We start from the raw sequence: 26,970 nt of genomic DNA, 5'->3' as shown, positions 1-26,970 counted from the left end.
CTTACCCACTGGGGCCCCAAATGAAATTCAGCGAGGAGCGAACCGCGTGACCGCCGAGACGTCCGTGCCGTCCACAGCGCTGCTGGCAGGAGCAGACCGGGACGGGTCCAACTACACCGCGCGGCACCTGCTCGTCCTCGAGGGGCTCGAGGCCGTGCGCAAGCGCCCGGGTATGTACATCGGCTCGACCGACAGCCGTGGCCTGATGCACTGCCTGTGGGAGATCATCGACAACTCCGTCGACGAGGCCCTCGGCGGGTACTGCGACCACATCGAGGTGATCCTCCACGACGACGCCTCCGTGGAGGTCCGGGACAACGGCCGGGGCATCCCGGTCGACGTCGAGCCCAAGACCGGCCTGTCCGGCGTCGAGGTCGTCATGACCAAGCTGCACGCCGGCGGAAAGTTCGGCGGCGGCTCGTACGCCGCATCCGGCGGTCTGCACGGCGTGGGCGCCTCCGTGGTGAACGCCCTGTCCGCGCGGCTGGACGTCGAGGTGGACCGAAATGGTCACACGCACGCCATCAGCTTCCGGCGTGGCGTGCCCGGGGCCTTCGCCGCCGACGGTGCGAACGCCAAGTTCGAGGCCAAGGGCGGCCTGCGCAAGACCAAGAAGATCCCCAAGACCCGCAACGGCACGCGCGTGCGGTACTGGGCCGACCGCCAGATCTTCCTCAAGGACGCCAAGCTCTCCCTGGAGAATCTGCACCAGCGCGCCCGCCAGACCGCGTTCCTGGTGCCCGGCCTGACCATCGTCGTCCGTGACGAGTTCGGCCTCGGCGAGGGCGGCAGCAAGGGCGAGGAGTCCTTCCGCTTCGACGGTGGCATCAGCGAGTTCTGCGAGTACCTGGCGACCGACAAGCCGGTCAACGACGTCCTCCGCTTCTCCGGCCAGGGCACCTTCAAGGAGACCGTCCCGGTCCTGGACGAGCACGGTCAGATGACCCCCACCCAGGTCACCCGTGAACTCGACGTCGACGTCGCCATGCGGTGGGGCACCGGTTACGACACGACCCTGAAGTCGTTCGTGAACATCATCGCCACCCCCAAGGGCGGCACCCACGTCGCGGGCTTCGAGACCGCCGTGGCCAGCACGATGAACGAGGTGCTGCGTGCCAAGAAGCTGCTGCGCGTCGCCGAGGACGACATCGTCAAGGACGACGCCCTGGAGGGGCTGACCGCGGTCGTCACCGTCCGTCTCGCCGAGCCGCAGTTCGAGGGCCAGACCAAGGAGGTCCTGGGTACCTCGGCGGCCCGGCGCATCGTGAACACCGTGATCGCCAAGGAACTCAAGGCGTTCCTGACGTCCACCAAGCGGGACGCCGCGGCCCAGGCCCGGGTCGTCATGGAGAAGGCCGTCGCCGCCGCCCGTACGCGCATCGCGGCCCGTCAGCACAAGGACGCGCAGCGCCGGAAGACGGCGCTGGAGTCCTCGTCGCTGCCCGCCAAGCTCGCCGACTGCCGCAGCGACGACGTCGACCGCAGCGAGCTGTTCATCGTCGAGGGAGACTCCGCCCTCGGCACCGCCAAGCTCGCCCGGAACTCCGAATTCCAGGCGCTGTTGCCGATCCGCGGCAAGATCCTCAACGTCCAGAAGTCGTCCGTGACCGACATGCTCAAGAACGCCGAGTGCGGTGCGATCATCCAGGTCATAGGGGCAGGGTCCGGCCGGACCTTCGACATCGACGCGGCACGCTACGGCAAGATCATCATGATGACCGACGCCGATGTGGACGGCTCCCACATCCGGACCCTGCTGCTGACGCTGTTCCAGCGCTACATGCGGCCGATGATCGAGGCGGGCCGGGTGTTCGCGGCGGTGCCGCCGCTGCACCGCGTCGAGCTCATCCAGCCCAAGAAGGGGCAGGACAAGTACGTCTACACGTACTCGGACCGCGAGCTGCGCGACAAGCTCATGGAGTTCCAGAGCAAGGGCATCCGGTACAAGGACTCCATCCAGCGGTACAAGGGTCTCGGTGAGATGGACGCCGACCAGCTGGCCGAGACCACGATGGACCCGCGCCATCGCACCCTGCGCCGGATCAGCCTCACCGACCTGGAAGCCGCCGAGCGGGTCTTCGATCTGCTGATGGGCAATGACGTGGCGCCGCGCAAGGAGTTCATCTCCAGCTCGGCGGCCACGCTGGATCGCTCTCGTATCGACGCGTAGTCGCTGCGCTGGGCTTGGGCCGTCCTTTCGGCCTCGGCTTCGCCTTCGGCCGGTTTTGGGTCCCACCAGCACCACCCGTGCAACTTTCGTTGTCTGGTGCGGGTGGCCCCCGTGGGGCTTTTCCGCCGTCGGCGGCTGCGGCTCTCGCTCGGTCACCTGATGGGGTGAAGCGCGCGGAGAAGCAGAGTCGGGGATCTTTCCGTTCTGTCCATGCTTGGGCATGTGCTCAAGCAACGGTCGCGGCCTGGCCGACGATCCCTGGTACGACGCCCTCGCCTCCGGATGGGGGGAGTCGGACGGTACGCACGCTCCCGAGGCAGTTGCGACGCCCGTCGCGGGTGATGTGTACCTGGAGGTACAGCGCAGCGCGGCGTTCCAGGAAGTGCGCAGCCGCTACCGGAGGTTCGTGGTGCCGGCGGTGGCTGTGTTCCTCTCCTGGTACGTGGCGTACGTCGTGGCCGCCACGGCCGCGCCGGGGCTGATGGCCCGGCCCGTGGCGGGCGCCGTGAACGTGGCGATGCTCGCCGGGCTCGGACAGTTCCTCACCACCTTCCTGTTCGCCTGGGCCTACGCCCGTCATGCGCGGCTGCGCCGGGACCGGGCCGCGCTCGAACTGCGCTGGGAGACCCAGGAGTTGACGCGCGTCGCAAGGGACGGTGCCTCGTGACGGGTGACCAGCAGACCCTGGCGCTGCTCCTGTTCAGCGTGTTCGTCGCGATCACCCTGGCGATCACGACATGGGCCAGCCGCAACCGGCGTGGTTCGGCTGAGGAGTTCTACGCGGGCGGCCGGCTCTTCTCGCCCATGGAGAATGGTTTTGCCATCGCCGGTGACTACATGTCGGCCGCCTCCTTCCTCGGCATCTCCGGACTGATCGCCCTCTTCGGCTACGACGGGCTGCTGTACGCGGTGGGCTTCCTCGTGGCCTGGCTGGTGGTGCTGTTCCTCGTCGCCGAACTGGTACGCAACTGTGGGCGGTTCACGCTCGCCGACGTGGTTGCCGCGCGGATGAGCGAACGCCGCGTGCGGATCGCTCTGGGAACTTCCTCGGTCACCGTGTCCGTTCTGTATCTGGTGGCGCAGATGGTGGGTGCGGGCACCCTGGTCGCGCTGCTGCTCGGGGAGAGGGGCGAGGCGGCGCAGGCCTGGACCGTCATCGGCGTCGGTGCGCTCATGGTGATCTATGTGTCGTTGGGAGGGATGCGGGCAACCACCTGGATCCAGATCGTCAAGTCGGTCCTGCTGCTCGGCGGCACCATCGCGTTGACCGTGCTCGTCCTGGTGCGCTTCCACGGCGACTTCGACCGACTGCTGCTCACGGCGGCCGAGCGCAGTGGTCACGGCGATGCGTTCCTGGCACCCGGGCTGAAGTACGGCGGGGACTGGACGGCCCGGTTCGACTTCATCAGCCTCGGACTCGCGCTGGTGCTGGGGACCGCCGGGCTGCCGCACATCCTGTCCCGCTTCTACACCGTGCCGACCGCTCGCGCGGCCCGGCGGTCGGTGGTCTGGGCGATCGGTCTCATCGGCGGCTTCTACCTGATGACGATCGTCCTGGGCTTCGGCGCGGCCGCGATCGTCGGACCCGAGGCCGTGCGCGGGTCGAACGCGGCCGGGAACACTGCGGTTCCGCTGCTCGCGCTCGATCTCGGCGGCGGCGCGGATTCCACCGGAGGAACGGTTCTCTTCGCCGTCGTCGCCGCCATCGCCTTCGCCACGATCCTCGCGGTGGTCGCCGGCATCACGCTGTCCTCCTCGGTCTCCGTGGCCCACGACCTGTATGCCTCACTGCGCCGCCGGCACGCCAGGCCCCGTAGCGAGGTGGCCGTGGCGCGCGTCGCCGCGGTCGGCATCGGCGTGGTCGCGATCGCCCTCGGGTTGCTGGCCCGCGACCTCAACGTCGCCTTCCTGGTCGGCCTCGCCTTCGCCGTTGCCGCGTCCGCCAACCTGCCGGTGCTGCTCTACTCGCTGTTCTGGCGGGACTTCACCACGCGCGGCGCCGTATGGGCCGTGTACGGCGGCCTGATCCCGGCCATCGTGCTCGTGCTGCTGTCGTCGGTCGTGTCGGGCAGCCCCGAATCGCTGTTCCCCGGAGTCGACTTCCAGTACTTCCCCCTGCAGAACCCCGGCCTGGTCTCCATCCCGCTGGGCTTCGTCGCGGGCTGGCTCGGCACCGTCACCTCGGCCGAGATCCCGGACGAGGCCAAGCACGCGGAGACCGAGGTGCGGTCGCTGACGGGGGCGGGGGCGGTTTAGGCCGGGGGCGGTTCAGGGCGGCGCCGCCTTCATCGCCGTACGACATTCCCCGCCGCCGCATGACCGAGGAGACCCGGGCAGGATGCCGAGCGGTCGGCTGAAAAATGGGCGGCCGGTATCCGTATGAAGAAGTGGCACGGTTCCTTCCCCCGCCCCCACGGGCCGTGCCTCAGGCGCGGGTCGCCCACACGTAACGGTGTTCCGGGCGGCCCGCGTCCCCGTACTTGAGGGTGAGGCGAGCCCGTCCCGTGCGTTCCAGGAGCTTGAGATAGCGCTGGGCGGTCTGGCGGCTCACCCCGGTCCGCTCGGCGATCTCCTGGGCCGACAGTGGGCCTTCGGCGTTCATCAGGGACTGGCGTACGAGCTCCGCGGTGGTGGGGGAGTGGCCCTTGGGCAGGTCGGGCTCCGACGACGCGGACAGGGCGCCGAAGATGCGGTCCACCTCGGCCTGTTCCGCCTCGCCGCCGCCGTCGAGGGTGCGGCGCAGCTCCGCGTACGCCTCGAGCTTGGCGCGCAGACCCGCGAAGGCGAACGGCTTGACCAGGTATTGCAGCGCCCCCTGCCGCATCGCCGCCTGCACCGTCGATACGTCCCGGGCCGCCGTCACCATGATCACGTCGGTCTGGAGGCCGCGTCGGCGCATCTCCTGGACGACCGACAGGCCTGTTCCGTCGGGCAGATAGTGATCCATGAGGACCAGGTCCAGGCGGGGCAGCTCCTCCACCTGGCGAAGCGCCTCCGCCGCGCTGTGCGCCTCGCCGGCGACATGGAAGCCCGGCACCTTCTCGACGTAGGCGGCGTTGACCCGCGCGACGCGCATGTCGTCGTCCACGACCAGGACCTCGATCATCGCGACTCCTCCTCGGCGGTGGTCTGCGCAGCTGACGGCAAGGTGAGGGCCGGTTCCAGGTCCGGCTCGGCCAGCGCCTCGGGCAGGACCACGGTGAACTCGGCGCCACCGCCCGCCGCTTCGCCCACGGTCGCGGTGCCACCCTGCCGTTCGGCGAGCCTGCGCACCAGGGAGAGCCCGATACCGCGTTCGCGGTGGGCCGGCGGCTTTTTGGTGGACCACCCCTCGGTGAAGATCAACTCGCGGTGCTCCTCGGGGATTCCCGGCCCTGTGTCGCGCACCCGGAGGATCGCGGTGCGCCCCTCGGCACGCGATTCGACCTCCACGCGCGCGTGCGGCGTGCCCGCGACGGCGTCCAGCGCGTTGTCCACCAGGTTGCCGACGATCGTGACGAGCCCCCGGGGGTCGACCAGCCGGTCCGGCAGCCGGGTCCGGTCCGACAGGTGCAGCGTGACGCCGCGCTCGGCCGCCACGGTCGCCTTGCCGACCAGCAGGGCGGCGAGCAGCGGGTCCTGGATCTTCTCGGCGACCTGCTCCGCGGTGGCCCGGTGGTCGCCGACCACCTCGCCGACGAACTCCACGGCGTCGTCGTACATCTCCAGTTCGAGCAGTCCCAGGAGCGTGTGCATACGGTTGGCGTGCTCGTGGTCCTGGGCGCGCAGGGCGTCGATCAGGCCGCGCGTGGAGTCGAGCTCCCGGCCGAGCTGCTCCAGCTCGGTACGGTCGCGCAGGGTCGCGACGGCGCCGTCGTCGGTGGGCATGCGGTTGGCGACCAGGACGCGCTGGCCGCGGACCGTGAGCAGATCGGTGCCCGTCACCCGGCCGGCCAGCACATCGGTCGTACGGCCCTCGCCGAGCGCCTCGTCGAGGGACCGGCCGACGGCCTCGTCGCCGATGCCCAGCAGACGCTGGGCCTCGTCGTTGAGCAGACGGATACAGCCGCCGCGGTCCAGGGCTACGACGCCCTCCCGGATGCCGTGCAGCATCGCCTCGCGCTCCGCGAGCAGCGCCGAGATGTCCGAGAAGGCCAGGTCCCGGGTCTGCCGCTGGACCCGGCGGGAGATGAGCCAGGCGGCCAGCGCGCCGACCGCCAGGGCACCGCCCGCGTACGCGAGCAGCCCGGGGATCGCGTGCAGCAGCCGCGCTCGCACGCTGTCGTAGGCGATACCGACCGAGACCGCCCCGACGATCCTGCCGTCGCCGTCGCGCAGCGGTACCTTGCCGCGGGCCGTCCGGCCCAGGGTGCCGTCGTCGATCTGCATGACCTCGTGGCCGGCGAGGGCCTGACCCGGGTCGGTCGAGACGATCCTGCCGATCTCGCTCGGCGTGGGGTGGGACCAGCGCACCCCGCGCCGGTTCATCACGACGACGTACTCGGCCCTGGTGGCCTTGCGGATCCGCTCTGCCTCCCGCTGCACCGGCCCGCCGGCCGTCGCACGCGTGCTCACCAGATCCTCGGCGATCTGCGGCTGGGCCGCGGTGGTCTGCGCGATCGACAGCGCACGGCGCATCGCCTGATCGTCCAGCTGGTCACTGAGCGGAGCGAGGAACAGCCCGGTCGCGAGCACTGCGACTCCCGCGGCGATCGCCACCTGCATCAACAGCACCTGCGCGAACATCCGCCGGGGCAGACCGAGGCGCAGGCGACGTGCGGGGGGAGTGGGGCTCATACCCATGACGGTACGTGGACGGGCGAGAAGTCCCGTAGAGGGGTGTGAGGTGGATCTCTTGATCAATGTGGGGTAGCCGGTCCATGTGGGGTGGGCCGGTGTACCTGATCAAGTCAGGAGGCACTCCGTGCACCTGATCAACCCGTGCGCTACGGGGTGTACCTGATCAAGATGAGAGCTACTCCGTGCACCTGATCAACTCGCGAGTGCCGTCGCCACCGTGAGTTCGCGTACGGCCGTCACGTCCATCCGCGCGGGCGAGCCGAGCACCGACACCCCGCAGCTCTCGGGGCGGGGCGGCAGGGACGCGCCCTGCGCCACGACGACCCGCCATTGGCGCCCGTCCACGTGGGCGACCGTCACTTCCCATCGCGGGGCCGTGCCGTCCGTCCGTACGACGCTGAGTGCTTCTGCGGCGTACTCGCCCGCAGCCGAGCGCACGGCCAGCTCGGCCGCCTGGCCCGGTCGCTCCCAGGCGGAGTTCCCACGGCACCCCTCGACGACGATCCGCCCCTCCTGGGCGCTGTGCAGGACCTCCTTGACGGCGTGGGCCTGCGCCCGGCCGTAGGCGTAGCCGTACGGCAGCACCAGCAACGTCGGTGAGAACCGATGTCCACCCAGATGGGTGACCTCCCAGACGCCCTCCACGCCGGAGGTGGCGAGCTCGGCCGCGAGAGGGCGGCCGAGGAGTGCGCAGCAGCGGTCCCGCTTGCCGTTGGTGCAGACGAGCGCGAGCGGGTCGCCTGTGTGGGGCCGCCCCTGGAGTGCCGAGTCGAAGGTGTGGTGGTCACCCATGCCGAGGGCAGTGAAGTCCAGGTCGAGCAACTGCTCCGGGTCGTGAGTCGTGGCGGCGTGCAGCCAGACGTTTCCGGGCGCGGTGTGGGCCGCGTAGACCTGGCGTTCGGCGAGGTTCCCGCAGTCGGCGTGACGGCCGGGCCGGCGAATCAGTGCCACGCGTACGCCCGTGCCCTTGGCGGCCGCCTCCAGGGCGCGGCCCAGCGCGGGATCCAGGTGGCTCTGCGTGAGCGCCTTGGCACCCCATGGACCGGGCTGCTCCAGCAGCAGCCAGGTCGTCGCGGTCGCCGCGGTCCCCGCGATGGGCTCGGCGAGGTCCTGCGAGACGGTTGAGCACGTACTCACAGAGGTGAGCCTAACCTGACTTGGTTCGGAGTGACTTCCCGAGGGGCTCTGTCCCGCGCCGGCGAGAGCGGGCTGAGTGTTCTACTCAGGCAGGGGCTGAGGCGGCTTGGGGCCCGTGTAGTGCCCGCTCGGCCGCATGCGCAGGGGTCGCTCCCCGTACTCCTCGAGTGCATGGGCGATCCAGCCCGCCGTACGGGCCACGGCGAAGATCGTCTCGCCTGCCGTGGCGGGCATGGCGGAGGACGCCGTGAACACGGCCAGGGCCAGGTCGACGTTGGCGTGCAGCGGGGTGTGGCGGGCGGCCGTGGCGACGATGTCGCGGGCTGCTGCCAGGGCGGGAGCGGAGTGGGGGATCTCCTCCAGGAGCTCGAACAGGGCACGCGCGCGTGGGTCCTCGCCGGCGTAGAGCCGGTGACCGAGTCCCGGGATGCGCCGGCCGGCCCGCAGCTCCTCGGCGATGACGGGCCCGGCGTCGCCCCGGTCGAGCACCTCCATGATCAGCTTGTGGGCGAGGCCGCTGGCTGCCCCGTGCAGCGGGCCCTCGATCACGCCGAGTCCGGCGGAGACGGCCGCGTAGGCGTGTGCGCGGGCCGACGCGGCGACCCGCACCGCGAGGGTCGAGGCGGCCAGGTCGTGGTCGACGAGCAGGGCGAGCGCCGTGTCCAGGACCTGTACGCCGGCCTCGTCGGCGGGCCGTCCGCTCAGCTGGCCCCACAGCCGGTGGGCGAGTGAGCCCTCGTCCCGATAGGTGTAGCGGGCAGGAGTGAGAGCGCCGACGAGGGTCGGGATGAGGATGCGCGCGGTGCCGAGCACGGCTTCCTCGGACAGGTCGAAGCGCAGGGGATCCGTGGCCGCGGCGGCGATCGCCGCGACCCGCAACCGGTCGGTGGGGCCGGCGTGTTCGGGCAGGGCGTCGGCGGCGCCGCGGGCGGCGGCGACGGAGGCCTCGGGCGCGGTGAAGGTGACGCCGCGGCGCAACCGGCCGGTCCACAGCCACTCGGCGACCTCTTCGTAGGAGTGCCGGGCGGCCAGCTCGGTCGCGTCGACGCCCCGGAAGTAGTAGCGGTCGGTGTCGATGAACGTCAGGCGGGTCCGCACGGACAGCTCGCCGCCCGATCCCGAGCCGCCGGCACTCTCCCGCTTGTTGCGCCGGGCGAGCGTCTCCACCTCCTTCGCGTCGAAGGTGCTGCCCCGGCCGCCGGGCATGCGGCGACTGCTGAGATGACCGCGGCTCACATACGCGTACACGGTCTCGGGCTTCACGCCGAGCAGCTCGGCGGCCTCCTGGGTGGTCAGCCGCTGCCCTGCGGGGCCGGGGCCGGGTTCTTGATCGCGCATGGGGTCACCGTATCCAGGGTGCTGCACATTGATCGCAACATTGATTCAGTCAATATTGACAGAGAAATAGTCAATCATGGACAGTCAAATCAAGTCCAGGGAGGAATCATGTCCGTCAACAGGTCAGCAACTGCGCTCGTCGATGTGCCACGTGGGCTCGCGGGCGTCGTCGTCACCGACACCGAGATCGGTGACGTTCGTGGGCTCGAGGGCTTTTACCACTACCGCCAGTACTCGGCCGTCGAACTCGCGCAGACCCGCCGCTTCGAGGACGTCTGGCATCTCCTGGTCCACGGTGAACTGCCGGACGCCGAACGCGCCGCCGCCTTCGCCGCCGAGACCGCCGCGCTGCGGCGGTTGCCCGACGAGGTGCGGGCGGCCCTGCCCGCGATCGCGGCGGCAAGCGGACGGTCCGGCCCGCTGGCCGGTCTGCGCACCGCGTTGTCCCTGCTCGGCGCGGCGAAAGACTTCCGGCCGGTGTACGACATCGAGGCCGACCAGCGGCGCCGGGACGGTCTCGTCGCAGCCGCGGTCGTACCCACGCTGCTCACCGCACTGCACCGGCTGGACAGGGGACTTGATCCTGTTGAGCCGCGTGAGGATCTGTCGTACGCGGCGAACTACCTGTACATGTTGACGGGATCCGAGCCGGATCCGGCGCGCACGCGGGCGATCGAGCAATACTTGATCTCAACCATTGATCATGGATTCAATGCGTCAACCTTCACGGCTCGCGTCATCACCTCCACCGGCGCGGACGTCGCGGCCTGCCTCGTCGGAGCCGTGGGTGCGCTGTCCGGCCCGCTGCACGGTGGTGCGCCCAGTCGTGCCCTGGACACGCTGGATGCGATCGGTACCCCCGACCGCATCGACTCCTGGATCCGTGAACGCGTCCTAGCCGGCGACCGCATCATGGGCTTCGGTCACCCGGTCTACCGCACCGAGGACCCACGCTCCCGGATGCTCCGCGAACTCGCCGAGCGGTTCGGCGGCCCGCGCGTCGAGTTCGCCGTAGAGGTCGAACGCCGCGTGGAGGCCATCCTCGCCGAGCTGAAGCCGGGGCGCGAACTGCACACGAACGTCGAGTTCTACGCCGGCGTGGTCATGGAGCTGTGTGGTCTGCCGCGGGAGATGTTCACGCCGACGTTCGCCGCAGCGCGGGTGGTGGGCTGGAGCGCCAATATCCTGGAACAGGCGCAGGACTCGAAGATCATCAGGCCGGCGGCACGGTATGTGGGGCCGGGGGCGCCGGTGAAGGTGCCGACGGCTGCCTGACGCAGGCCCTGACATACGTGTGGCCTGGTGCCGTTCTGGCGCCAGGCCTCATCGGGTGGAGATCGAGCAGTGACGGGGTGCCGGCTGCTCGCCGGGTCGCTTGCCCGGCTCGCACAACGGTTGCGCGCGGCCGGGGAGTGTGACGGTACGGGTCTGGGGTGGACGCGTGCTCGTGCGGTGGTCTCAGGCGTCGGGGATGTCTGCCTTGGCGCGGATGAGAGTCTCCCGGCTGACGATGACGATGCGCTCGTAGTCGGCGCGGGCGGCATCGGCGGGCAGTTCCGGGTCAAGCGCCTCGGTGGCCTCGGTGCCGATGACAGCGAAGTTGCCGTCGCTGAGTTCGAACACGTCCGGGCAGGTAGCTCCTGAGTTACTGCCACGGGCGCTTGGAGGCACACCGATGCGGCGCACGATCTTCAAAGGTTCCGGTCCTTACGAGCAAAGGGCTGGCATTGTAGTGGGGAGCAGATTACTGGGGTTTCTGATTCCCCTGTGGCTGGATGGGGAAAAAGTCACCCGGTCAGTCGGTCGGCGGATCGCCGACGACCCACCACTCGTCCGTGTCGGCTTCGTCGAGGTCCCTGACGAGACCGTCAACCATGTGCCCCAGCTGGGCTTCTTCGGATGCTTCGTTCAGGGAGCTGCGCATGTGCTGCGACGCCTCCCAGTACTCACGGAAGATCGGGCTCTGGAAGAACTCCCGCAGATGCCGGTACAGCTCCTCCCGGTCCAGGATCCCGGCCCGGTAGAGGTGGAACAGGTGGACGTACTAGGCGTTGGCGTAGAAGAACTGGCGGCGCCGCTCCGCCGGGATGCTCTTGTCGTAGGTGTCGATCACCGCGGCGAGGGAGGGATCGTCGATCGCCCTGGCCAGCAGCTCCCACTGCATGCGCTGCTGATGCGCCAAGGCCTTGCGGCGGATTGCCAACTCCTCGAGTTCCAGCTGCCTCTCCTGCAGATGTGCTTCCTGCGACCGCCGTTGTCTCGCTGCCATCGCTGCGCTCGCGGTGGCAGCGAGAAGAGTGAGCGCGGCGGATGCCAGCCTCCCCGCAGAGTATTTCCGTGTGGCCATGTCAACTACCCCCGATCAGGCGGCCGTCCGCCGGTCGTCGGGGTGCGGGTCGACTGGAGGGGACCGGCGAGCGGTGGGCGGCGCTTGCCGTCTCCCAGAGTGCCGAGCGGCTCTGATCGGCGGGGAGGCGGAGAGGAGGCGCACGGAGGGAAGCGAGGGTCGCACACTCCGGCGTCTTGCCCAACGTCTGCCCGGCAAGTGCTGCTAACAATCGTTCACTTCGCGGTGTTTCTTCCGGCTCGTATCCTGGGTCGGCATTCAATCCTCGTACGTGCGCCGCCCCGCGAGCCGGTGCACCCGTCGGCGTGAGAAAGGTCGCACGTTGAGTCAGCCGAGCCCCGGTCCGCAGCAGATTCCGGTCGTCGTACTCGCCGGATTCCTCGGTTCCGGCAAGACGACACTGCTCAACCACCTCCTCCACCGCAGCGGCGGCACCCGCATCGGCGCCCTCGTCAACGACTTCGGCGCCATCGAGATCGACGCCATGGCCGTCGCAGGCGCGCTCGGCGACTCCACCGTCTCCCTCGGCAACGGCTGTCTGTGCTGTGCGGTCGACGCCAGTGAGCTGGACGTCTACCTGGAGCGGCTCGCCCGGCCGTCCACCGGCATCGACGTCATCGTCATCGAGGCCAGCGGGCTCGCCGAGCCCCAGGAGCTGGTGCGCATGGTGCTCGCCAGTGAACATCCGGGCATCGTGTACGGCGGGCTCGTCGAGGTCGTCGACGCCACCGAGTTCGACGACACCCGCGCGAAGCACCCCGAGATCGACCGGCACCTCGCTCTCGCCGACCTCGTCGTGGTCAACAAGCTCGACCGGGCGGCGGACGGTGAGCGCGTCCTCGGACTGGTCCGCGACCTCACCGACCGCGCCGCCGTCGTCCCGGCCACCTACGGCCGTATCGACCCCGAGTTCCTTTTCGACTGCAGGCCCAGCGAGGAGCGCATCGGGCAGCTGTCCTTCGACGACCTGCACGAGCAGGAGGAGGATCACAGCGACCACCTGCACGCCGGCTACGACAGCATGTCCCTCGTCTCCGAAGTCCCCCTCGACCCGCGCCGGTTGATGGGGTTCCTGGACAGCAGGCCGGAGGGGCTGTACCGGATCAAGGGGTACGTCGACTTCGGCCCGTACGACGCCGCGAACCGCTACGCCGTGCACGCCGTCGGGCGGTTCCTGCGCTTCTACCCGGAGCCGTGGACCGCCGGGGCCGCGCGCCTGACCCAGCTCGTCCTCATCGGCTCCGGCCTCGATGCCGCGTCCCTGGCCAAGGAACTTGAGTCGTGCAAGAGCGACGCCCCACACGCCGACGAGCACGGCATGTGGGGCGTTCTGCGCTACGTACAGGACCCGGAGGAAGAGGCCTTCCAGGAGGCCTAGACCGGACCGGCCACCACCGCCACCGTCTTCGGCAGTGACACCCCCGAGCCGTCGCGGCGCGGGTCCATCTCCGGGAGGTCGGCCGGAGTGCCGTTCTTCTGCGCGGCCCGTGCCGGGGCGGCGCCCGCCCAGGCCACGGACAGGCAGTCCTCGCCCTTCAGGAACCGCTGGCAGCGGACGCCGCCGGTGGCGCGGCCCTTGCGGGGGTACTGGTCGAACGGGGTGAGCTTGGCCGTCGTCTGGACCGAGTCGTCCAGCGTGCCGCGCGAGCCCGCGACCGTGAAGACGACCGCGTCGACCGCCGGGTCCACCGCCGTGAAGGAGATGACCTTCGCGCCCTCCGTGAGCTTGATGCCCGCCATGCCGCCGGCGGCCCGGCCCTGCGGGCGGACCTGCGAGGCCTGGTAACGCAGTAGCTGCGCGTCGTCCGTGATGAAGACCAGGTCCTCCTCTCCGGTGCGCAGCTCGACCGCGCCGACGATCCGGTCGCCCTCCTTGAGGGTGATGACCTCCAACTCGTCCTTGTTGGTCGGATAGTCGGGCACCACGCGCTTGACGACGCCCTGTTCCGTGCCGAGCGCCAGGCCCGGGGACGACTCGTCGAGCGTGGTCAGGCAGACCAGGGTCTCGTCGCCCTCCAGGGACACGAACTCCGACAGCGGCGCGCCGCCCGCGAGGTTCGGCCTCGCCGCCGTCTCCGGCAGCTGGGGCAGGTCGATGACGTTGATGCGCAGCAGACGGCCCGTGGACGTCACCGCGCCCACCTCGCCGCGGGCCGTGGCCGGCACCGCCGAGATGATCACGTCGTGCTTGGAGCGCTTCGCGTCGCCGTCCTCCGCGAAGGGGTCGCCGTTCGCCGTACGGGCCAGCAGTCCCGTCGAGGACAGCAGCACCCGGCACGGGTCGTCCGCCACCTGAAGCGGCACCGCCGAGACCTGGGTGCCCGCCGACTCCAGCAGGACCGTACGCCGTTCGGTGCCGAACTTCTTGGCCACCGCGGCCAGTTCGGCGGAGACCAGCTTGCGCAGCTCCGCGTCCGAGTCGAGGATCCGGGTCAGCTCCGCGATCTCCGCGTTGAGCTTGTCCTTCTCCGCCTCCAGCTCGATACGGTCGAACCTGGTGAGGCGGCGCAGCGGGGTGTCCAGGATGTACTGCGTCTGGACCTCGCTCAGCGAGAAGCGCTCCATCAGGCGCTCCTTGGCCTGCGCGGAGTTGTCGCTGGACCGGATCAGCCGGATGACCTCGTCGATGTCCAGCAGCGCCGTGAGCAGACCCTCGACCAGGTGCAGTCGATCGCGCTTCTTGCCGCGGCGGAACTCGCTGCGGCGCCGTACGACCTCGAAGCGGTGGTCGAGGTAGACCTCCAGGAGCTCCTTGAGGCCCAGGGTGAGGGGCTGGCCGTCGACCAGCGCGACGTTATTGATGCCGAAGGACTCCTCCATCGGCGTCAGCTTGTAGAGCTGCTCCAGGACCGCCTCGGGCACGAAGCCGTTCTTGATCTCGATGACCAGGCGCAGGCCGTGTGCGCGGTCGGTGAGGTCCTTGACGTCGGCGATGCCCTGGATCTTCTTGGAGCCGACCAGGTCCTTGATCTTGGCGATCACCTTCTCCGGGCCGACCGCGAAGGGCAGCTCGGTGATGACGAGGCCCTTGCGGCGCGCCGTCACGGTCTCCACCGACACTGTGGCGCGGATCTTGAACGTGCCCCGGCCCGTCTCGTAGGCGTCCCGGATGCCGGAGAGGCCGACGATACGGCCGCCGGTGGGCAGGTCGGGGCCCGGGACGTGCTTCATCAGGGCGTCCAGATCCGCGTTCGGGTAGCGGATCAGGTGGCGGGCGGCCGTGATGACCTCGGCGAGGTTGTGCGGCGGCATGTTGGTGGCCATGCCGACGGCGATGCCCGACGAGCCGTTCACCAGGAGGTTCGGGAAGGCGGCGGGCAGCGCCACCGGCTCCTGCTCCTGGCCGTCGTAGTTGGGGGTGAAGTCGACGGTGTCCTCGTCGATGGACTCCGTCATCAGGCTCGCGGGCTCGGCGGCGCGGCACTCGGTGTACCGCATGGCGGCCGGCGGGTCGTCATTGCCCAGCGAGCCGAAGTTGCCGTGGCCGTCGACCAGCGGGACGCGCATCGAGAAGGGCTGGGCCATGCGCACGAGGGCGTCGTAGATGGACGCGTCGCCGTGCGGGTGCAACTTACCCATGACCTCGCCGACGACGCGGGCGCACTTCACAAAGCCGCGGTCGGGGCGCAGGCCCATCTCGTTCATCTGGTAGACGATGCGACGGTGCACCGGCTTGAGGCCGTCGCGGGCGTCCGGCAGGGCGCGCGAGTAGATGACCGAGTATGCGTACTCGAGGAAGGAGCCCTGCATCTCGTCGACGACGTCGATGTCGAGGATCTTCTCCTCGTACGAGTCGTCGGGCGGCGGGGTCTTCGTGCTGCGGCGGGCCATCGCTGCCGGCTCCTCTGGTTCTCGTCGCTCGAGCGTTTGCGGGATCTGACGCGGACCATTGTGGACCGCGGCACTGACATCCACCGACCAGGACCCGATGTTGGGCTCCCGCCCGGCGTCCGAGAAGTGTCGCCGACGCCCGGCTCTCCCGGCGACCGGGGGGCGGGAGGTGGTACAAACCGCCCTGGTCGAGGCCGCGTTTGCGCGAAGGCAAGCGCGCGCCGCGACACCGTTCACTCGCCGGAGTGATCGGCAGGCACCGCCCGAGGCCGCGCGGCAGCAGGCGGGCGCGAGGGGACGGCGAGCTGTGCCCGAGCGGGTCCTGTTCGGCGTCCGCGGCTCGTGTTCACCATCGTACGGACGCGGCGTTCCGACCGGGAACTTCGCCGACCCTTCGGACGCTGCATACAGTGGCAGGAACTGAGCACGAACTGCTCGACACAACGCAGTGCACGACCGGAAGGACACCTTGCCCATGGGTCACACGGCCACACCGGAGGCACAATCCGGCGGCCTCACCGCGACGGAGCACCGCCTGGCCAACGGCCTGCGCGTGGTGCTCTCCGAGGACCACCTCACGCCGGTCGCCGCGGTCTGTCTCTGGTACGACGTCGGCTCCCGCCACGAGGTCAAGGGCCGTACCGGACTCGCCCATCTCTTTGAGCACCTGATGTTCCAGGGCTCGGGGAGCGTGAAGGGCACGGGCCACTTCGAGCTCGTCCAGGGCGCGGGCGGCTCGCCGAACGGCACCACCAGCTTCGAGCGCACCAACTACTTCGAGACCATGCCCGCCCACCAGCTGGAGCTCGCGCTGTGGCTGGAGGCCGACCGCATGGGCAGCCTCCTGGTGGCGCTCGACGAGGAGGGCCTGGAGAACCAGCGCGACGTCGTCAAGAACGAGCGCCGCCAGCGCTACGACAACGTCCCGTACGGCACCGCCTTCGAGAAGCTCACCGCCCTGTCCTACCCGGACGGACACCCGTACCACCACACGCCGATCGGCTCGATGGCCGACCTGGACGCGGCCAGCCTGGAGGACGCCCGCGCGTTCTTCCGCACCTACTACGCGCCCAACAACGCCGTCCTGTCGATCGTCGGCGACATCGACCCGGAGCAGACGCTCGCCTGGGTCGAGAAGTACTTCGGCACCATCCCGGCCCACGACGGCAAGCCCGAGCCGCGCGACGGCTCGCTGCCCGAGATCATCGGAGAGCAGCTGCGCGAGGTCGTCGAGGAGAACGTCCCCGCGCGCGCGATGATGGCCGCCTACCGGCTCCCGACGGACGGCACGCGCGCGTGCGACGCGGCCGACCTGGCGCTGACCGTCCTCGGCGGCGGCGAGTCCTCCCGTCTCTACAACCGCCTGGTCCGCCGCGACCGTACGGCCGTGGCGGCCGGCTTCGGCCTGCTGCGCCTGGCCGGGGCGCCCTCCCTGGGCTGGCTGGACGTGAAGACCTCCGGCGACGTCGAGGTCCCCGTCATCGAGACGGCCGTCGACGAGGAGCTCGCCCGCTTCGCGACGGAGGGCCCCACCGCCGAGGAGATGGAGCGCGCCCAGGCCCAGCTGGAGCGTGAGTGGCTGGACCGGCTCGGCACCGTCGCCGGCCGCGCCGACGAACTGTGCCGGTACGCCGTCCTGTTCGGCGACCCGCAGCTCGCCTTCACCGCCGTACAGCGCGTCCTCGACATCACCGCCGAGGAGGTCAAGGCGGTCGCCGAGGCCCGCCTGCGCCCCGACAACCGCGCGGTGCTCGTGTACGAGCCGACCGCAGCCGAGGCCGACGACCTCGAGGCCGCCGAGACCACCGACGAGAACGAGGAGTCGGCGCAGTGACCGAGCTCGCCAGCATGGAGTTCCACCCGCAGCCCCAGGCCGGCCAGGCCCGGCCCTGGGCGTTCCCGGCACCCGAGCGCGGCAAGCTGGACAACGGCCTGACGGTCCTGCGCTGCCACCGCCCCGGCCAGCAGGTCATCGCCGTCGAGGTGCTCCTGGACACGCCCCTGGACGCCGAGCCGAAGGGCCTCGACGGCATCGCCACGATCATGGCGCGCGCCTTCTCCGAGGGCACCGACAAGCACACCGCCGAGGAGTTCGCCGCCGAGCTGGAGCGCTGCGGCGCCACGCTCGACGCCTACGCCGACCACCCCGGCGTCCGGGTCAGCCTCGAGGTGCCGGTCTCCCGTCTGCCCAAGGCGCTCGGCCTGCTCGCCGACGCCCTCAGGGCGCCCGCGTTCGACGACGCCGAGGTCGAGCGCCTGGTGCGCAACCGGCTCGACGAGATCCCGCACGAGCTGGCCAACCCCTCGCGCCGCGCCGCCAAGGAGCTCTCCAAGGAGCTGTTCCCGGCCACCTCGCGCATGTCCCGCCCCCGCCAGGGCACCGAGGACACGGTCGCCGGCATCGACTCCGCGGGCATCCGCGCCTTCTACGAGCGGCACGTGCGCCCCGCCACCTCCACCGTCGTGGTCGTCGGCGACCTCACCGGAGTCGACCTCGACGCCCTGCTGAGCGACACCCTGGGCGCCTGGACCGGCTCCCCGGCCCAGCCCCGGCCGGTCCCGCCGGTGACCGCGGACGACACCGGGCGCGTCGTCATCGTGGACCGCCCCGGCGCCGTCCAGACGCAGCTGCTGATCGGCCGCATCGGCCCCGACCGGCACGACCGCGTGTGGCCCGCGCAGGTGCTCGGCACCTACTGCCTCGGCGGCACCCTCACCTCCCGCCTGGACAAGGTCCTGCGCGAGGAGAAGGGCTACACCTACGGTGTCCGCGCGTTCGGGCAGGTCCTGCGCTCCGCCCCGGACGGCACGGGCGCGGCCATGCTCGCCATCAGCGGCTCCGTCGACACCCCGAACACCGGTCCGGCTCTGGACGACCTCTGGAAGGTCCTGCGCGGGGTCGCCGGCGAGGGGCTCACCGACGCCGAGCGTGACTTCGCCGTGCAGAACCTCGTCGGGGTGGCGCCGCTGAAGTACGAGACCGCCGCCTCCGTGGCGAACACGCTGGCCGACCAGGTCGAGCAGCACCTGCCCGACGACTACCAGGCGACGCTGTACCAGCGGCTCGCCGCGACCGGCACCGTCGAGGCCACCGCCGCGGCCGTGAGCGCCTTCCCGGTGGACCGTCTGGTGACGATCCTCGTCGGCGACGCGGCCGAGATCCGGGAGCCCGTCGAGGCCCTCGGCATCGGCGAAGTCACCGTCGTGGCAGCCGAGTAGGGACAGGCACAGCGCCGGCCGGCGGCACGCGCGCGTAGGGGCCCTGGTGACGAAAGAGTCGCCAGGGCCCCTTTATGCCCGAATTGGGGGAGAGGTTGCCTGTCTGGCCTGTGGGATGCGCTACAAAAGTCGTGATCCGTTTGGGGATTGAAAGTCGTCCCGCTTAGCGTCTTCCGGGCTGTCCGTCAGGCAGTGCGCCGCGTCCGCGGCACCGGACAGCCATCGCCGAGTCCCCGTACGGCGCGAGCCAGGGGAGCCGGGGACCCGCCCTCCTGTCGCCGCCTTCGCGGCTGGAGGGGCCCAAGTCCCTGGGGTGAATCGGACGCCCGCGCAGCCGCGAGGGGGTCCGTAGGAGACCTTCCTGCTCCGAACCCGTCAGCTAACCCGGTAGGCGAGAAGGAAGGAAAGGATCAGCCACTACATGGCGTTCACCTGCGCCACCGGGAAGAACCGTCCCACCGGGAAGCACCGTCGCCCCGGCCGGTTCGAGCGCACCACCGCCCGTGCGGCGGGCGTCGCCGCCCTCACCGCCACCGGCGTCATGGGCACCCTCGCCGCCCCGGCGCTCGCCGCCGAACCCGCTGTCGAGCAGACCGGCCTCATCCCCGTCGTCACCATCGAGGACTCGATCGCCGACCAGATCGACGCCCAGGCCGCCGCTCAGGAGCAGGCCGCCCAGGAGGCCACGGCCCGGAAGAAGGCCGCCGAGGAGGCCGCACGCAACAAGGCGGCCGAGAAGGCCAAGCAGGAGCGCGAGGCCAAGGAGCGCGCCGCCCGCGAGGCCGAGCGCAAGCGCCTGCTGTCCTACGTCGCCCCGATCTCCGGCTCGTACATCTCCACCGGCTACAAGACCGGCGGTGCCGTCTGGTCCTCCGGCAGCCACACGGGCATCGACTTCCACGCCGCCAGCGGCACCTCCGTCCACGCGGTCGGCTCCGGCACCGTCGTGGAGGCCGGCTGGGGCGGGTCGTACGGCAATCAAGTCGTGATCAAGATGATCGACGGCACGTACACCCAGTACGGCCACCTGTCGTCCATAGGTGTCTCGGTGGGCCAGGCCGTCACCCCCGGCCAGCAGATAGGCCTGTCCGGCGCCACCGGCAACGTCACCGGACCGCACCTGCACTTCGAGGCCCGCACGACGGCGGAGTACGGCTCCGACATCGACCCCGCCTCCTACCTCCGCTCGCACGGCGTGAATGTCTGACGACGCGAGCTCCGTCAACGTCTGACGACGCAAGCTCCGCCTCTCCGGCCCCGGCTCCCCGAGCCGGGGCTTTCGGCGTTTCGGACGACCGGCTGTCCAAAAAATATCCATGGATTCCGACCCGCCATCGGAAATTCCAGCCGGTTGCAATAGAGTCACTGAACACACGTCATTCGTCGACGTTTCACGGGGATTAAAGCGGAGGTCGGTCATGCGTATTCCGGCGCACTCGGTATGCACCGCGATCCGGGACGACATCGTCGCCGGTGTCTACGAGCGCGGCAGCCGGCTCACCGAGGAACTCCTCGCGCGCCGCTACGGCGTCTCCCGCGTCCCCGTGCGGGAAGCCCTGCGCACCCTCGAGGCGGAGGGCTTCGTGGTGACCCGGCGGCACGCGGGCGCGTGCGTCGCCGAACCGACCGAGCAGGAGGCCGCCGACCTGCTGGAGATGCGCACCCTGCTGGAGCCGCTCGGCGCCTCCCGGGCCGCCCAGCGGCGCACCGAGGCCCATCTGAAGGTCCTGCGCGGCCTCGTCAGGCTGGGGCAGGAGCGGGCCAGGCGGGGGAACAGCGAGGATCTGCGCTCCCTGGGCGGCTGGTTCCACGAGACGCTGGCCCAGGCCTGCGGCAGCCCCGCCCTCACCTCGATGCTGACCCAGCTGCGCCACAAGATCGCCTGGATGTACGCGGTGGAGTCGCCAGTCAACCCTGCGGAGTCCTGGACCGAGCACGGCGCGATCGTGGACGCGGTGGCGCGCGGAGACAGTGATCGCGCCCGCGCGATCACGGCGCTGCACACCGAGCGCGCGATTGCCGCGCACCGGCTGCGGTTCGGCTCCGGCGGTGATCGCGCAGAGCGTGTGAGGAATTCGCAACATCCCGTAAACATGCCGAGTCTGCGGCATTAACACGGGCGCCGTATACAAAGAGGAGATATTTGGCGGCGGAGAATTTCCGCTGCCCTTTTTCAGGTCCGCCGTGAATTCCGTGGTCGCCTGCCCGAAAACAGCGAAGCCGCGTCGGCCGGATAGGCAGACGCGGCTTCACCGCTTGTTCGGGAGTGCCGCTCAGGTCATTCAGACCGTCTCGGGAAGCTCCTCGAGGCCCTCGGAGACCAGCTTCGCCAGGCGGTCGAGGGCGACGTCCGCACCCTCGGCGTCGGAGGCGAGGACGATCTCCTCGCCGCCCTGGGCGCCCAGGCCCAGAACAGCCAGCATGGAGGCCGCGTTGACGGGGTTGCCGTCGGCCTTGGCGATCGTCACCGGGATACCTGCGGCCGTGGTGGCCCGGACGAAGATGGAAGCGGGGCGGGCGTGAAGGCCCTCGGCCCAGCCGACGTTGACGCGGCGCTCAGCCATGTGATGCTGCCCTTCGGTGTTCAGGGTTGTCTAGACCAGTTTCCCACACCCGTGAAGCATGCCGGGAGGGACAAAACGCCCCTCCCGAGGTGACCGTCGGGTCGCGGCCTCGACCCGACATACGTCCTCCACAGACTGCCTCGCGCCGTTGTCGGACGCGAGCCGTACTCTGGGCCCCATGCAGAGCGCCTCGGACCGGCACGAGTACCCCGCCCACTGGGAAGCCGACGTGGTGCTGCGCGACGGCGGCACCGCGCGCATCCGCCCCATCACCGTTGATGACGCCGAGCGCCTGGTCAGCTTCTACGAGCAGGTGTCGGACGAGTCGAAGTACTACCGCTTCTTCGCGCCCTACCCGCGTCTGTCCGCGAAGGACGTCCACCGCTTCACGCACCACGACTTTGTGGACCGGGTGGGACTCGCGGCCACAGTGGGCGGCGAGTTCATCGCAACCGTACGCTACGACCGGATCGGCGCCGACGGAATGCCCGCGTCGGCACCCGCTGATGAGGCCGAGGTCGCCTTCCTGGTCCAGGACGCCCACCAGGGACGCGGCGTCGCCTCCGCCCTCCTCGAACACATCGGCGCGGTCGCGCGCGAGCGCGGGATCCGCCGGTTCGCCGCCGAGGTGCTGCCCGCCAACAGCAAGATGATCAAGGTGTTCACGGACGCCGGGTACACCCAGAAGCGCAGCTTCGAGGACGGCGTCGTACGCCTGGAGTTCGACCTGGAGCCGACGGACCGCTCGCTCGCCGTGCAGTACGCGCGCGAACAGCGCGCCGAGGCGAGGTCCGTGCGGCGGCTGCTGGTGCCCGGCTCCGTCGCCGTCATCGGCACCGGCCGCACGCCCGGCGGGGTGGGCCGCAGCGTCCTGGGCAACATCAGGGACGCCGGGTTCACGGGGCGGCTGTACGCAGTGAACAAGGCGTTCCCGGAGGACCTCAAGGAGCTCGACGGCGTGCCCGCGCACCGGTCCGTCAAGGACATCGACGGGCCCGTCGACCTCGCGGTGGTCGCCGTACCGGCCGAGTACGTCCCCGAGGTGGTCGCCGAGTGCGGCGAGCACGGCGTGCAGGGGCTGGTCGTGGTCTCCTCCGGGTACGCCGAGAGCGGGCCCGACGGGCGCGAGCGGCAGCGCGAACTCGTACGCCACGCGCGCGCGTACGGCATGCGCATCATCGGGCCGAACGCCTTCGGGATCATCAACACCTCCGCCGACGTACGGCTGAACGCCTCACTGGCGCCCGAGATGCCCCGCCCGGGCCGGATCGGGTTGTTCGCGCAGTCCGGGGCCATCGGGATCGCGCTGCTGTCCCGGCTGCACCGGCGCGGCGGCGGGGTCACCGGGGTCACGGGTGTGTCGACCCTCGTCTCGTCCGGCAACCGGGCCGACGTGTCCGGCAACGACGTCCTGCAGTACTGGTACGACGACCCGGACACCGACGTCGTACTGATGTACCTGGAGTCCATCGGCAACCCCCGCAAGTTCACCCGCCTCGCGCGGCGTACGGCGGCGGCGAAGCCGTTGGTCGTGGTGCAGGGGGCGCGGCACGGTGGCGCGGCGCCACAGGGGCACGCGGTGCGGGCCACGCGGTTGCCGCACGCCACGGTGTCCGCGCTGCTGCGGCAGGCCGGGGTCATCCGGGTGGACACGATCACCGAGCTGGTGGACGCGGGGCTGCTGCTCGCGCGCCAGCCGCTGCCGGCCGGGCCGCGCGTGGCGATCCTGGGCAACTCCGAGTCGCTGGGGCTGCTGACGTACGACGCGTGCCTGTCCGAGGGGCTGCGGCCGTTGCCACCGCTGGATCTGACGACGGCGGCGTCGGCCGCGGACTTCCGGGCGGCGTTGTCGCGCGCATTGGCGGACGACACCTGCGACGCGGTGGTGGTGACGGCGATTCCGGCGATCGGGGAGGTGTCGCCGGGGGACGCGGAGCTGGCAGAGGCGCTGCGGTCGGCGGCCGAGGGGGTGCCGGGGAAGCCGGTGCTGGTGGTGCACGTGGAGCTGGGCGGTCTGGCGGAGGCCCTGTCGGCCGCGGCGAGCACCGCACCCCAGGCGGGCAGGACGGCGCCCGGCAACGCGCTCCGCCCCCACCCGTTCCGCCCGCTGGACTTCCCGGCCGAGACACCACCCGAGCAGTCGGACACCTCGAAGAACACCCCTCGCCTCATCCCCGCCTACCCCGCAGCCGAACGCGCCGTCCGTGCCCTCGCCGAAGCCGTCAAGTACTCACAGTGGCGACGCGAGGCGGCCGACCCCGGGAAGGTGCCGGAGTACGAGGACATCGACGAGAAGGGCGCCGCCCAGCTGATCGACCGGCTGCTCGCGCGCGGGCAAGGGCTCACACTCGGCACGGACGAGACCTGCGACCTGCTCGGCAAGTACGGCATCCACGTGCACCGCGCCCTGCACGCCCCCACCCCGGACGCGGCCGCCGAGGCCGCCCACACCCTCGGCTACCCCGTCGCCCTCAAGGCCACCGCCCCGCATCTGCGGCACCGCGCCGACCTCGGCGGCGTACGGCTCGATCTCGCGGACGAGGAGCAACTGCGGCGGGCGTACGCCGAGTTGACCGAGCTGTTCGGCAGGCCGCAGGAGCTGCGGCCGGTCGTGCAGAGCATGGCGCCGCGCGGCGTCGACACCGTCGTACGGGCCGTGATCGACCCGGCGGCCGGTGCCGTGCTGTCCTTCGGGCTCGCCGGGGCCGCCTCGCAACTGCTCGGTGACACCGCGCACCGGCTGATCCCGGTCACCGACCGCGACGCGACCTCGATCGTCCGCTCGATCCGGACCGCACCGCTCCTGTTCGGCTGGCGCGGCTCCACGCCCGTCGACACACCTGCCCTGGAGGAGCTGCTGCTGCGGGTGTCGCGGCTGGTCGACGACCACCCGGAGGTCGTCGCGGCCACCCTGGAGCCGGTCGTCGTCGCCACCCACGGCCTGAGCGTGCTCGGCGCCTCGGTACGCCTCGCACCACCGCCCGCCCGCGACGACCTCGGGCCAAGGACCCTCCCGACCTACTGAGACCGCCGCGAGCGGTGCCTCGCAGTCGGTGGGCCCCCGTAGGATGGGCGTCATGGCCAAGACCAGTACGACGACCCAGGGGCTGCGAGCGGCGATCGAGCGCAGCGGCTACTACCCGGCCCTCGTGGCCGAGGCGGTGGAGGCCGCTGTGGGCGGCGAGCCCATCCGGTCGTACCTGGTCCATCAGGAGACGACGTTCGACCAGAACGAGGTGCGGCGGCACGTGACGGTGCTCGTCCTCACCCACAACCGCTTCATCGTCAGCCACACCGACGAGCAGGCCGCCGACAGCACCTCCCCGACGCCGTACGCCACGACGTCCACGGAGTCCGTGAAGCTCGGCCGGATCTCGTCGGTCGTGGTCAGCCGTGTGGTCGCCAATCCGGAGCAGTACCAGCCGGGCACGCTGCCCCGCGAGGTCGTGCTGACCATCGGCTGGGGCGCCGTTTCCCGGATCGACCTGGAGCCCGCCGCCTGCGGCGACCCCAACTGCGAGGCCGACCACGGCTACACGGGCAACTCGACGGCGGACGACCTCAGCCTGCGCGTCAGCGAGGCCGGTGACGGCCCGGAGACGGTGCGCCAGGCGCTCGTTTTCGCGCAGTCGCTCTCCGAGGCGACGGCGGACGTCGCCCGCTGAGATGATCCAGTCCACCGCCTGGGACTCCCACCCGGAACCTCTCGCCGTCGATTCCGCGCCCGCCCCCGAGTACGGCAGCGGCTCACTCGCCGATCTGCTGCCCACCCTGGCCGCCGGTATGGCCGTACCGGAGATGACCGCCTCGATCCCCGAGCTGACCGCCACCGACCGCAACTGCGTGTTCCTGGTCGACGGCCTCGGCTGGGAGCAGCTCAAGGCGCACCCCGACGAGGCGCCGTTCATGACCTCGCTCCTGAGCAGCTCGCGCGGCGGCACCGGGCGCCCGATCACCGCCGGCTACCCCGCGACCACCGCGACCTCCCTCGCCTCCGTCGGCACCGGCCTGCCGCCGGGCGCGCACGGTCTGCCCGGGTACACCGTGCGCAACCCGGAGACCGGCGAGCTGATGAACCAGCTGCGCTGGAACCCGTGGACGCCGCCGCGCGTCTGGCAGCCGTATCCCACGGTCTTCCAGCTGGCGCACCAGGCGGGCGTGCACGCGGCCCAGGTGTCGTCGCCCACCTTCCAGAGCACCCCGCTGACCAAGGTCGCACTCAGCGGCGGCACGTTCCACGGGCGGCTGACCGGCGAGGACCGGATGGACCTCGCGGCCGAGCAACTGGCCGCGGGTGACCGCTCCCTGGTCTACACGTACTACGCCGAGCTGGACGGCGCCGGCCACCGCTTCGGCGTCGACTCGGACACCTGGCGCGGCCAGCTCATGTACGTCGACCGGCTCGTCCAGCGCCTCGCCGAGCAGCTGCCGCCGCGCAGCGCGCTCTATGTCACCGCCGACCACGGCATGATCGACGTGCCCTTCGACGAGCAGCACCGCATCGACTTCGACGAGGACTGGGAACTGCGCGCCGGCGTCGCCCTGCTGGGCGGCGAGGGCCGGGCGCGGCACGTCTACGCGGTGCCCGGCGCCGCGGGCGACGTCCTGACCTGCTGGCGCGAGGTGCTCGGCGAGCAGTTCTGGGTGGCCTCCCGGGACGAGGCGATCGCGGCGGGCTGGTTCGGGCCGCAGATCGACGAGCGCGTGTACGACCGGATCGGTGACGTGGTCGCGGCCGCGCGGGACGACGTCCTGATCATCGCGTCCGAGCGGGAGCCGAAGGAGTCGGCGATGGTCGGCAACCACGGTTCGATGACCCCCGCCGAGCAGCTGGTCCCCCTGCTCGAAGTACGCTCCTGACGCCCTGCACGTCATCGCCGGACGTCGTCCTCCCGACCGATCTCTTCGCCGAAAGGTGCTCAACTCACCATGTCCGAGCTGGTGTTCTTCTCCGGAACGATGGACTGCGGGAAGTCGACGCTGGCTCTCCAGATCGAGCACAACCGTTCGGCGCGTGGCCTCGCGGGCATGATCTTCACGCGCGACGACCGTGCGGGCGAGGGCAAGCTTTCCTCGCGGCTCGGCCTGGTCACGGACGCGGTGGAGGTCGAGGACGGCATGGACCTGTACGCGTACCTCGTCGACCATCTCTCCCAGGGAGGCCGCGCGGACTATGTCATCGCCGACGAGGCTCAGTTCCTCGCGCCGAATCAGATCGACCAACTCGCGCGCGTGGTCGACGACCTGGGCCTCGACGTCTACGCCTTCGGCATCACCACCGACTTCCGCACCAAGCTGTTCCCCGGCTCCCAGCGCCTGGTGGAACTCGCCGACCGGGTCGAGGTGCTCCAGGTCGAGGCCCTGTGCTGGTGCGGCGCCCGCGCCACGCACAACGCCCGCACGATAGGCGGCGAGATGGTCGTCGAGGGCGCCCAGGTCGTCGTCGGCGACGTCAACCAGGCGGACGCCGTCGGCTACGAGGTCCTGTGCCGCCGCCACCACCGGCGCCGCATGACGGCGGCCAGCGCACGGGCGGCGGCGCTGTCTCCGGATGTCCTGCCCGTGCAGACGGCCTGAGCGCGGCC

General features: G+C 70.6%; 20 protein-coding genes, 1 pseudogene and 1 riboswitch. Of the genes and pseudogenes, 13 read left to right on the top strand and 8 right to left on the bottom strand.

The annotated features are described in order from the left end of the window. Positions 1–46 precede the first annotated feature (46 nt). From ADL12_RS18825 to ADL12_RS18815, 3 genes are all read left to right on the top strand, one after another. Entirely contained in the window at positions 47–2,170 is a 2,124-nt protein-coding gene (locus ADL12_RS18825; protein WP_062703823.1) for a DNA gyrase/topoisomerase IV subunit B, read from the top strand. 220 nt (positions 2,171–2,390) lie between these two features. Beyond that, positions 2,391–2,837 carry a DUF485 domain-containing protein gene (locus ADL12_RS18820; protein ID WP_062703842.1) on the top strand — a complete coding sequence of 149 codons (447 nt, stop codon included), beginning with the start codon at positions 2,391–2,393 and terminating at the stop codon, positions 2,835–2,837. Then, the gene (locus ADL12_RS18815) at positions 2,834–4,426 is read left to right on the top strand and encodes a solute symporter family protein (RefSeq protein ID WP_062703822.1); all 1,593 of its coding nucleotides are present in this window, start codon (positions 2,834–2,836) and stop codon (positions 4,424–4,426) included. Before ADL12_RS18820 ends, ADL12_RS18815 begins: the two co-directional genes overlap by 4 nt. Before the next feature lie 169 nt (positions 4,427–4,595). Here ADL12_RS18815 and ADL12_RS18810 read toward each other — a convergent pair whose 3' ends face one another. The 4 genes from ADL12_RS18810 to ADL12_RS18795 form a co-directional block, all read right to left on the bottom strand. Beyond that, the gene (locus ADL12_RS18810; protein ID WP_062703821.1) at positions 4,596–5,276 is read right to left on the bottom strand and encodes a response regulator; all 681 of its coding nucleotides are present in this window, start codon (positions 5,274–5,276) and stop codon (positions 4,596–4,598) included. After that, the gene (locus tag ADL12_RS18805; protein WP_062703820.1) at positions 5,273–6,946 is read right to left on the bottom strand and encodes a sensor histidine kinase; all 1,674 of its coding nucleotides are present in this window, start codon (positions 6,944–6,946) and stop codon (positions 5,273–5,275) included. Before ADL12_RS18805 ends, ADL12_RS18810 begins: the two co-directional genes overlap by 4 nt. A 195-nt stretch (positions 6,947–7,141) precedes the next feature. Then, entirely contained in the window at positions 7,142–8,086 is a 945-nt protein-coding gene (locus ADL12_RS18800) for a sucrase ferredoxin (protein WP_062703819.1), read from the bottom strand. 81 nt (positions 8,087–8,167) lie between these two features. Then, positions 8,168–9,424, bottom strand: coding sequence for a citrate synthase (locus ADL12_RS18795; RefSeq protein WP_062703818.1), 1,257 nt, complete (start codon positions 9,422–9,424; stop codon positions 8,168–8,170). 108 nt (positions 9,425–9,532) lie between these two features. On the opposite strand from ADL12_RS18795, the gene ADL12_RS18790 reads away from it, so the two are divergent. Next, on the top strand, positions 9,533–10,699 hold the full coding sequence (locus ADL12_RS18790) for a citrate synthase/methylcitrate synthase (protein WP_062703817.1): 1,167 nt from the start codon (positions 9,533–9,535) through the stop codon (positions 10,697–10,699). A 183-nt stretch (positions 10,700–10,882) separates the two neighbouring features. Here ADL12_RS18790 and ADL12_RS18785 read toward each other — a convergent pair whose 3' ends face one another. Together ADL12_RS18785 and ADL12_RS18780 are read right to left on the bottom strand one after the other, a co-directional pair. Continuing rightward, positions 10,883–11,119: a hypothetical protein gene (locus tag ADL12_RS18785; RefSeq protein ID WP_107119957.1), complete on the bottom strand. Its 237-nt coding sequence runs from the start codon at positions 11,117–11,119 to the stop codon at positions 10,883–10,885. Positions 11,120–11,219: 100 nt separating this feature from the next. Beyond that, positions 11,220–11,693 (bottom strand): annotated as a pseudogene (locus ADL12_RS18780) (DUF6082 family protein). A 400-nt stretch (positions 11,694–12,093) separates the two neighbouring features. Here ADL12_RS18780 and ADL12_RS18775 point away from each other — a divergent pair. Continuing rightward, positions 12,094–13,149 carry a CobW family GTP-binding protein gene (locus ADL12_RS18775; protein ID WP_062703816.1) on the top strand — a complete coding sequence of 352 codons (1,056 nt, stop codon included), beginning with the start codon at positions 12,094–12,096 and terminating at the stop codon, positions 13,147–13,149. Here ADL12_RS18775 and ADL12_RS18770 read toward each other — a convergent pair. After that, complete coding sequence (locus ADL12_RS18770; protein ID WP_062703815.1) at positions 13,146–15,602, bottom strand: DNA gyrase/topoisomerase IV subunit A; 2,457 nt, start codon at positions 15,600–15,602, stop codon at positions 13,146–13,148. The two genes, ADL12_RS18775 and ADL12_RS18770, sit on opposite strands and share 4 nt — an antisense overlap. A gap of 475 nt (positions 15,603–16,077) precedes the next feature. On the opposite strand from ADL12_RS18770, the gene ADL12_RS18765 reads away from it, so the two are divergent. From ADL12_RS18765 to ADL12_RS18750, 4 genes are all read left to right on the top strand, one after another. Continuing rightward, the gene (locus tag ADL12_RS18765; RefSeq protein ID WP_062703840.1) at positions 16,078–17,436 is read left to right on the top strand and encodes a M16 family metallopeptidase; all 1,359 of its coding nucleotides are present in this window, start codon (positions 16,078–16,080) and stop codon (positions 17,434–17,436) included. Next, positions 17,433–18,821, top strand: a complete 1,389-nt coding sequence (locus ADL12_RS18760) for a M16 family metallopeptidase (RefSeq protein WP_062703814.1) — start codon at positions 17,433–17,435, stop codon at positions 18,819–18,821. Before ADL12_RS18765 ends, ADL12_RS18760 begins: the two co-directional genes overlap by 4 nt. Before the next feature lie 213 nt (positions 18,822–19,034). Continuing rightward, a riboswitch (cyclic di-AMP (ydaO/yuaA leader) is annotated at positions 19,035–19,229 on the top strand. 13 nt (positions 19,230–19,242) lie between these two features. Further along, the gene (locus tag ADL12_RS18755) at positions 19,243–20,028 is read left to right on the top strand and encodes a M23 family metallopeptidase (RefSeq protein ID WP_062703813.1); all 786 of its coding nucleotides are present in this window, start codon (positions 19,243–19,245) and stop codon (positions 20,026–20,028) included. Between the two features lie 211 nt (positions 20,029–20,239). After that, positions 20,240–20,935 carry a GntR family transcriptional regulator gene (locus ADL12_RS18750; RefSeq protein WP_062703812.1) on the top strand — a complete coding sequence of 232 codons (696 nt, stop codon included), beginning with the start codon at positions 20,240–20,242 and terminating at the stop codon, positions 20,933–20,935. 168 nt (positions 20,936–21,103) lie between these two features. On the opposite strand, the gene ADL12_RS18745 is transcribed toward ADL12_RS18750, so the two are convergent. Continuing rightward, positions 21,104–21,385: an HPr family phosphocarrier protein gene (locus tag ADL12_RS18745; RefSeq protein WP_062703811.1), complete on the bottom strand. Its 282-nt coding sequence runs from the start codon at positions 21,383–21,385 to the stop codon at positions 21,104–21,106. Between the two features lie 178 nt (positions 21,386–21,563). On the opposite strand from ADL12_RS18745, the gene ADL12_RS18740 reads away from it, so the two are divergent. The 4 genes from ADL12_RS18740 (at position 21,564) to ADL12_RS18725 (ending at position 26,962) form a co-directional block, all read left to right on the top strand. After that, positions 21,564–24,410, top strand: a complete 2,847-nt coding sequence (locus ADL12_RS18740) for a bifunctional acetate--CoA ligase family protein/GNAT family N-acetyltransferase (RefSeq protein ID WP_062703810.1) — start codon at positions 21,564–21,566, stop codon at positions 24,408–24,410. Positions 24,411–24,462: 52 nt separating this feature from the next. Beyond that, on the top strand, positions 24,463–25,050 hold the full coding sequence (locus ADL12_RS18735; RefSeq protein WP_062703809.1) for a DUF5998 family protein: 588 nt from the start codon (positions 24,463–24,465) through the stop codon (positions 25,048–25,050). Position 25,051: 1 nt separating this feature from the next. After that, entirely contained in the window at positions 25,052–26,245 is a 1,194-nt protein-coding gene (locus ADL12_RS18730; RefSeq protein ID WP_062703808.1) for an alkaline phosphatase family protein, read from the top strand. 69 nt (positions 26,246–26,314) lie between these two features. Continuing rightward, positions 26,315–26,962, top strand: a complete 648-nt coding sequence (locus tag ADL12_RS18725) for a thymidine kinase (RefSeq protein WP_062703807.1) — start codon at positions 26,315–26,317, stop codon at positions 26,960–26,962. Positions 26,963–26,970 lie beyond the last annotated feature (8 nt).

This window comes from Streptomyces regalis (assembly GCF_001509475.1).
Classification (GTDB): domain Bacteria; phylum Actinomycetota; class Actinomycetes; order Streptomycetales; family Streptomycetaceae; genus Streptomyces; species Streptomyces regalis.
The sequence above is the reverse complement of the archived record's forward strand: the minus strand, read 5'-3'. Positions and strand labels throughout refer to the sequence as shown.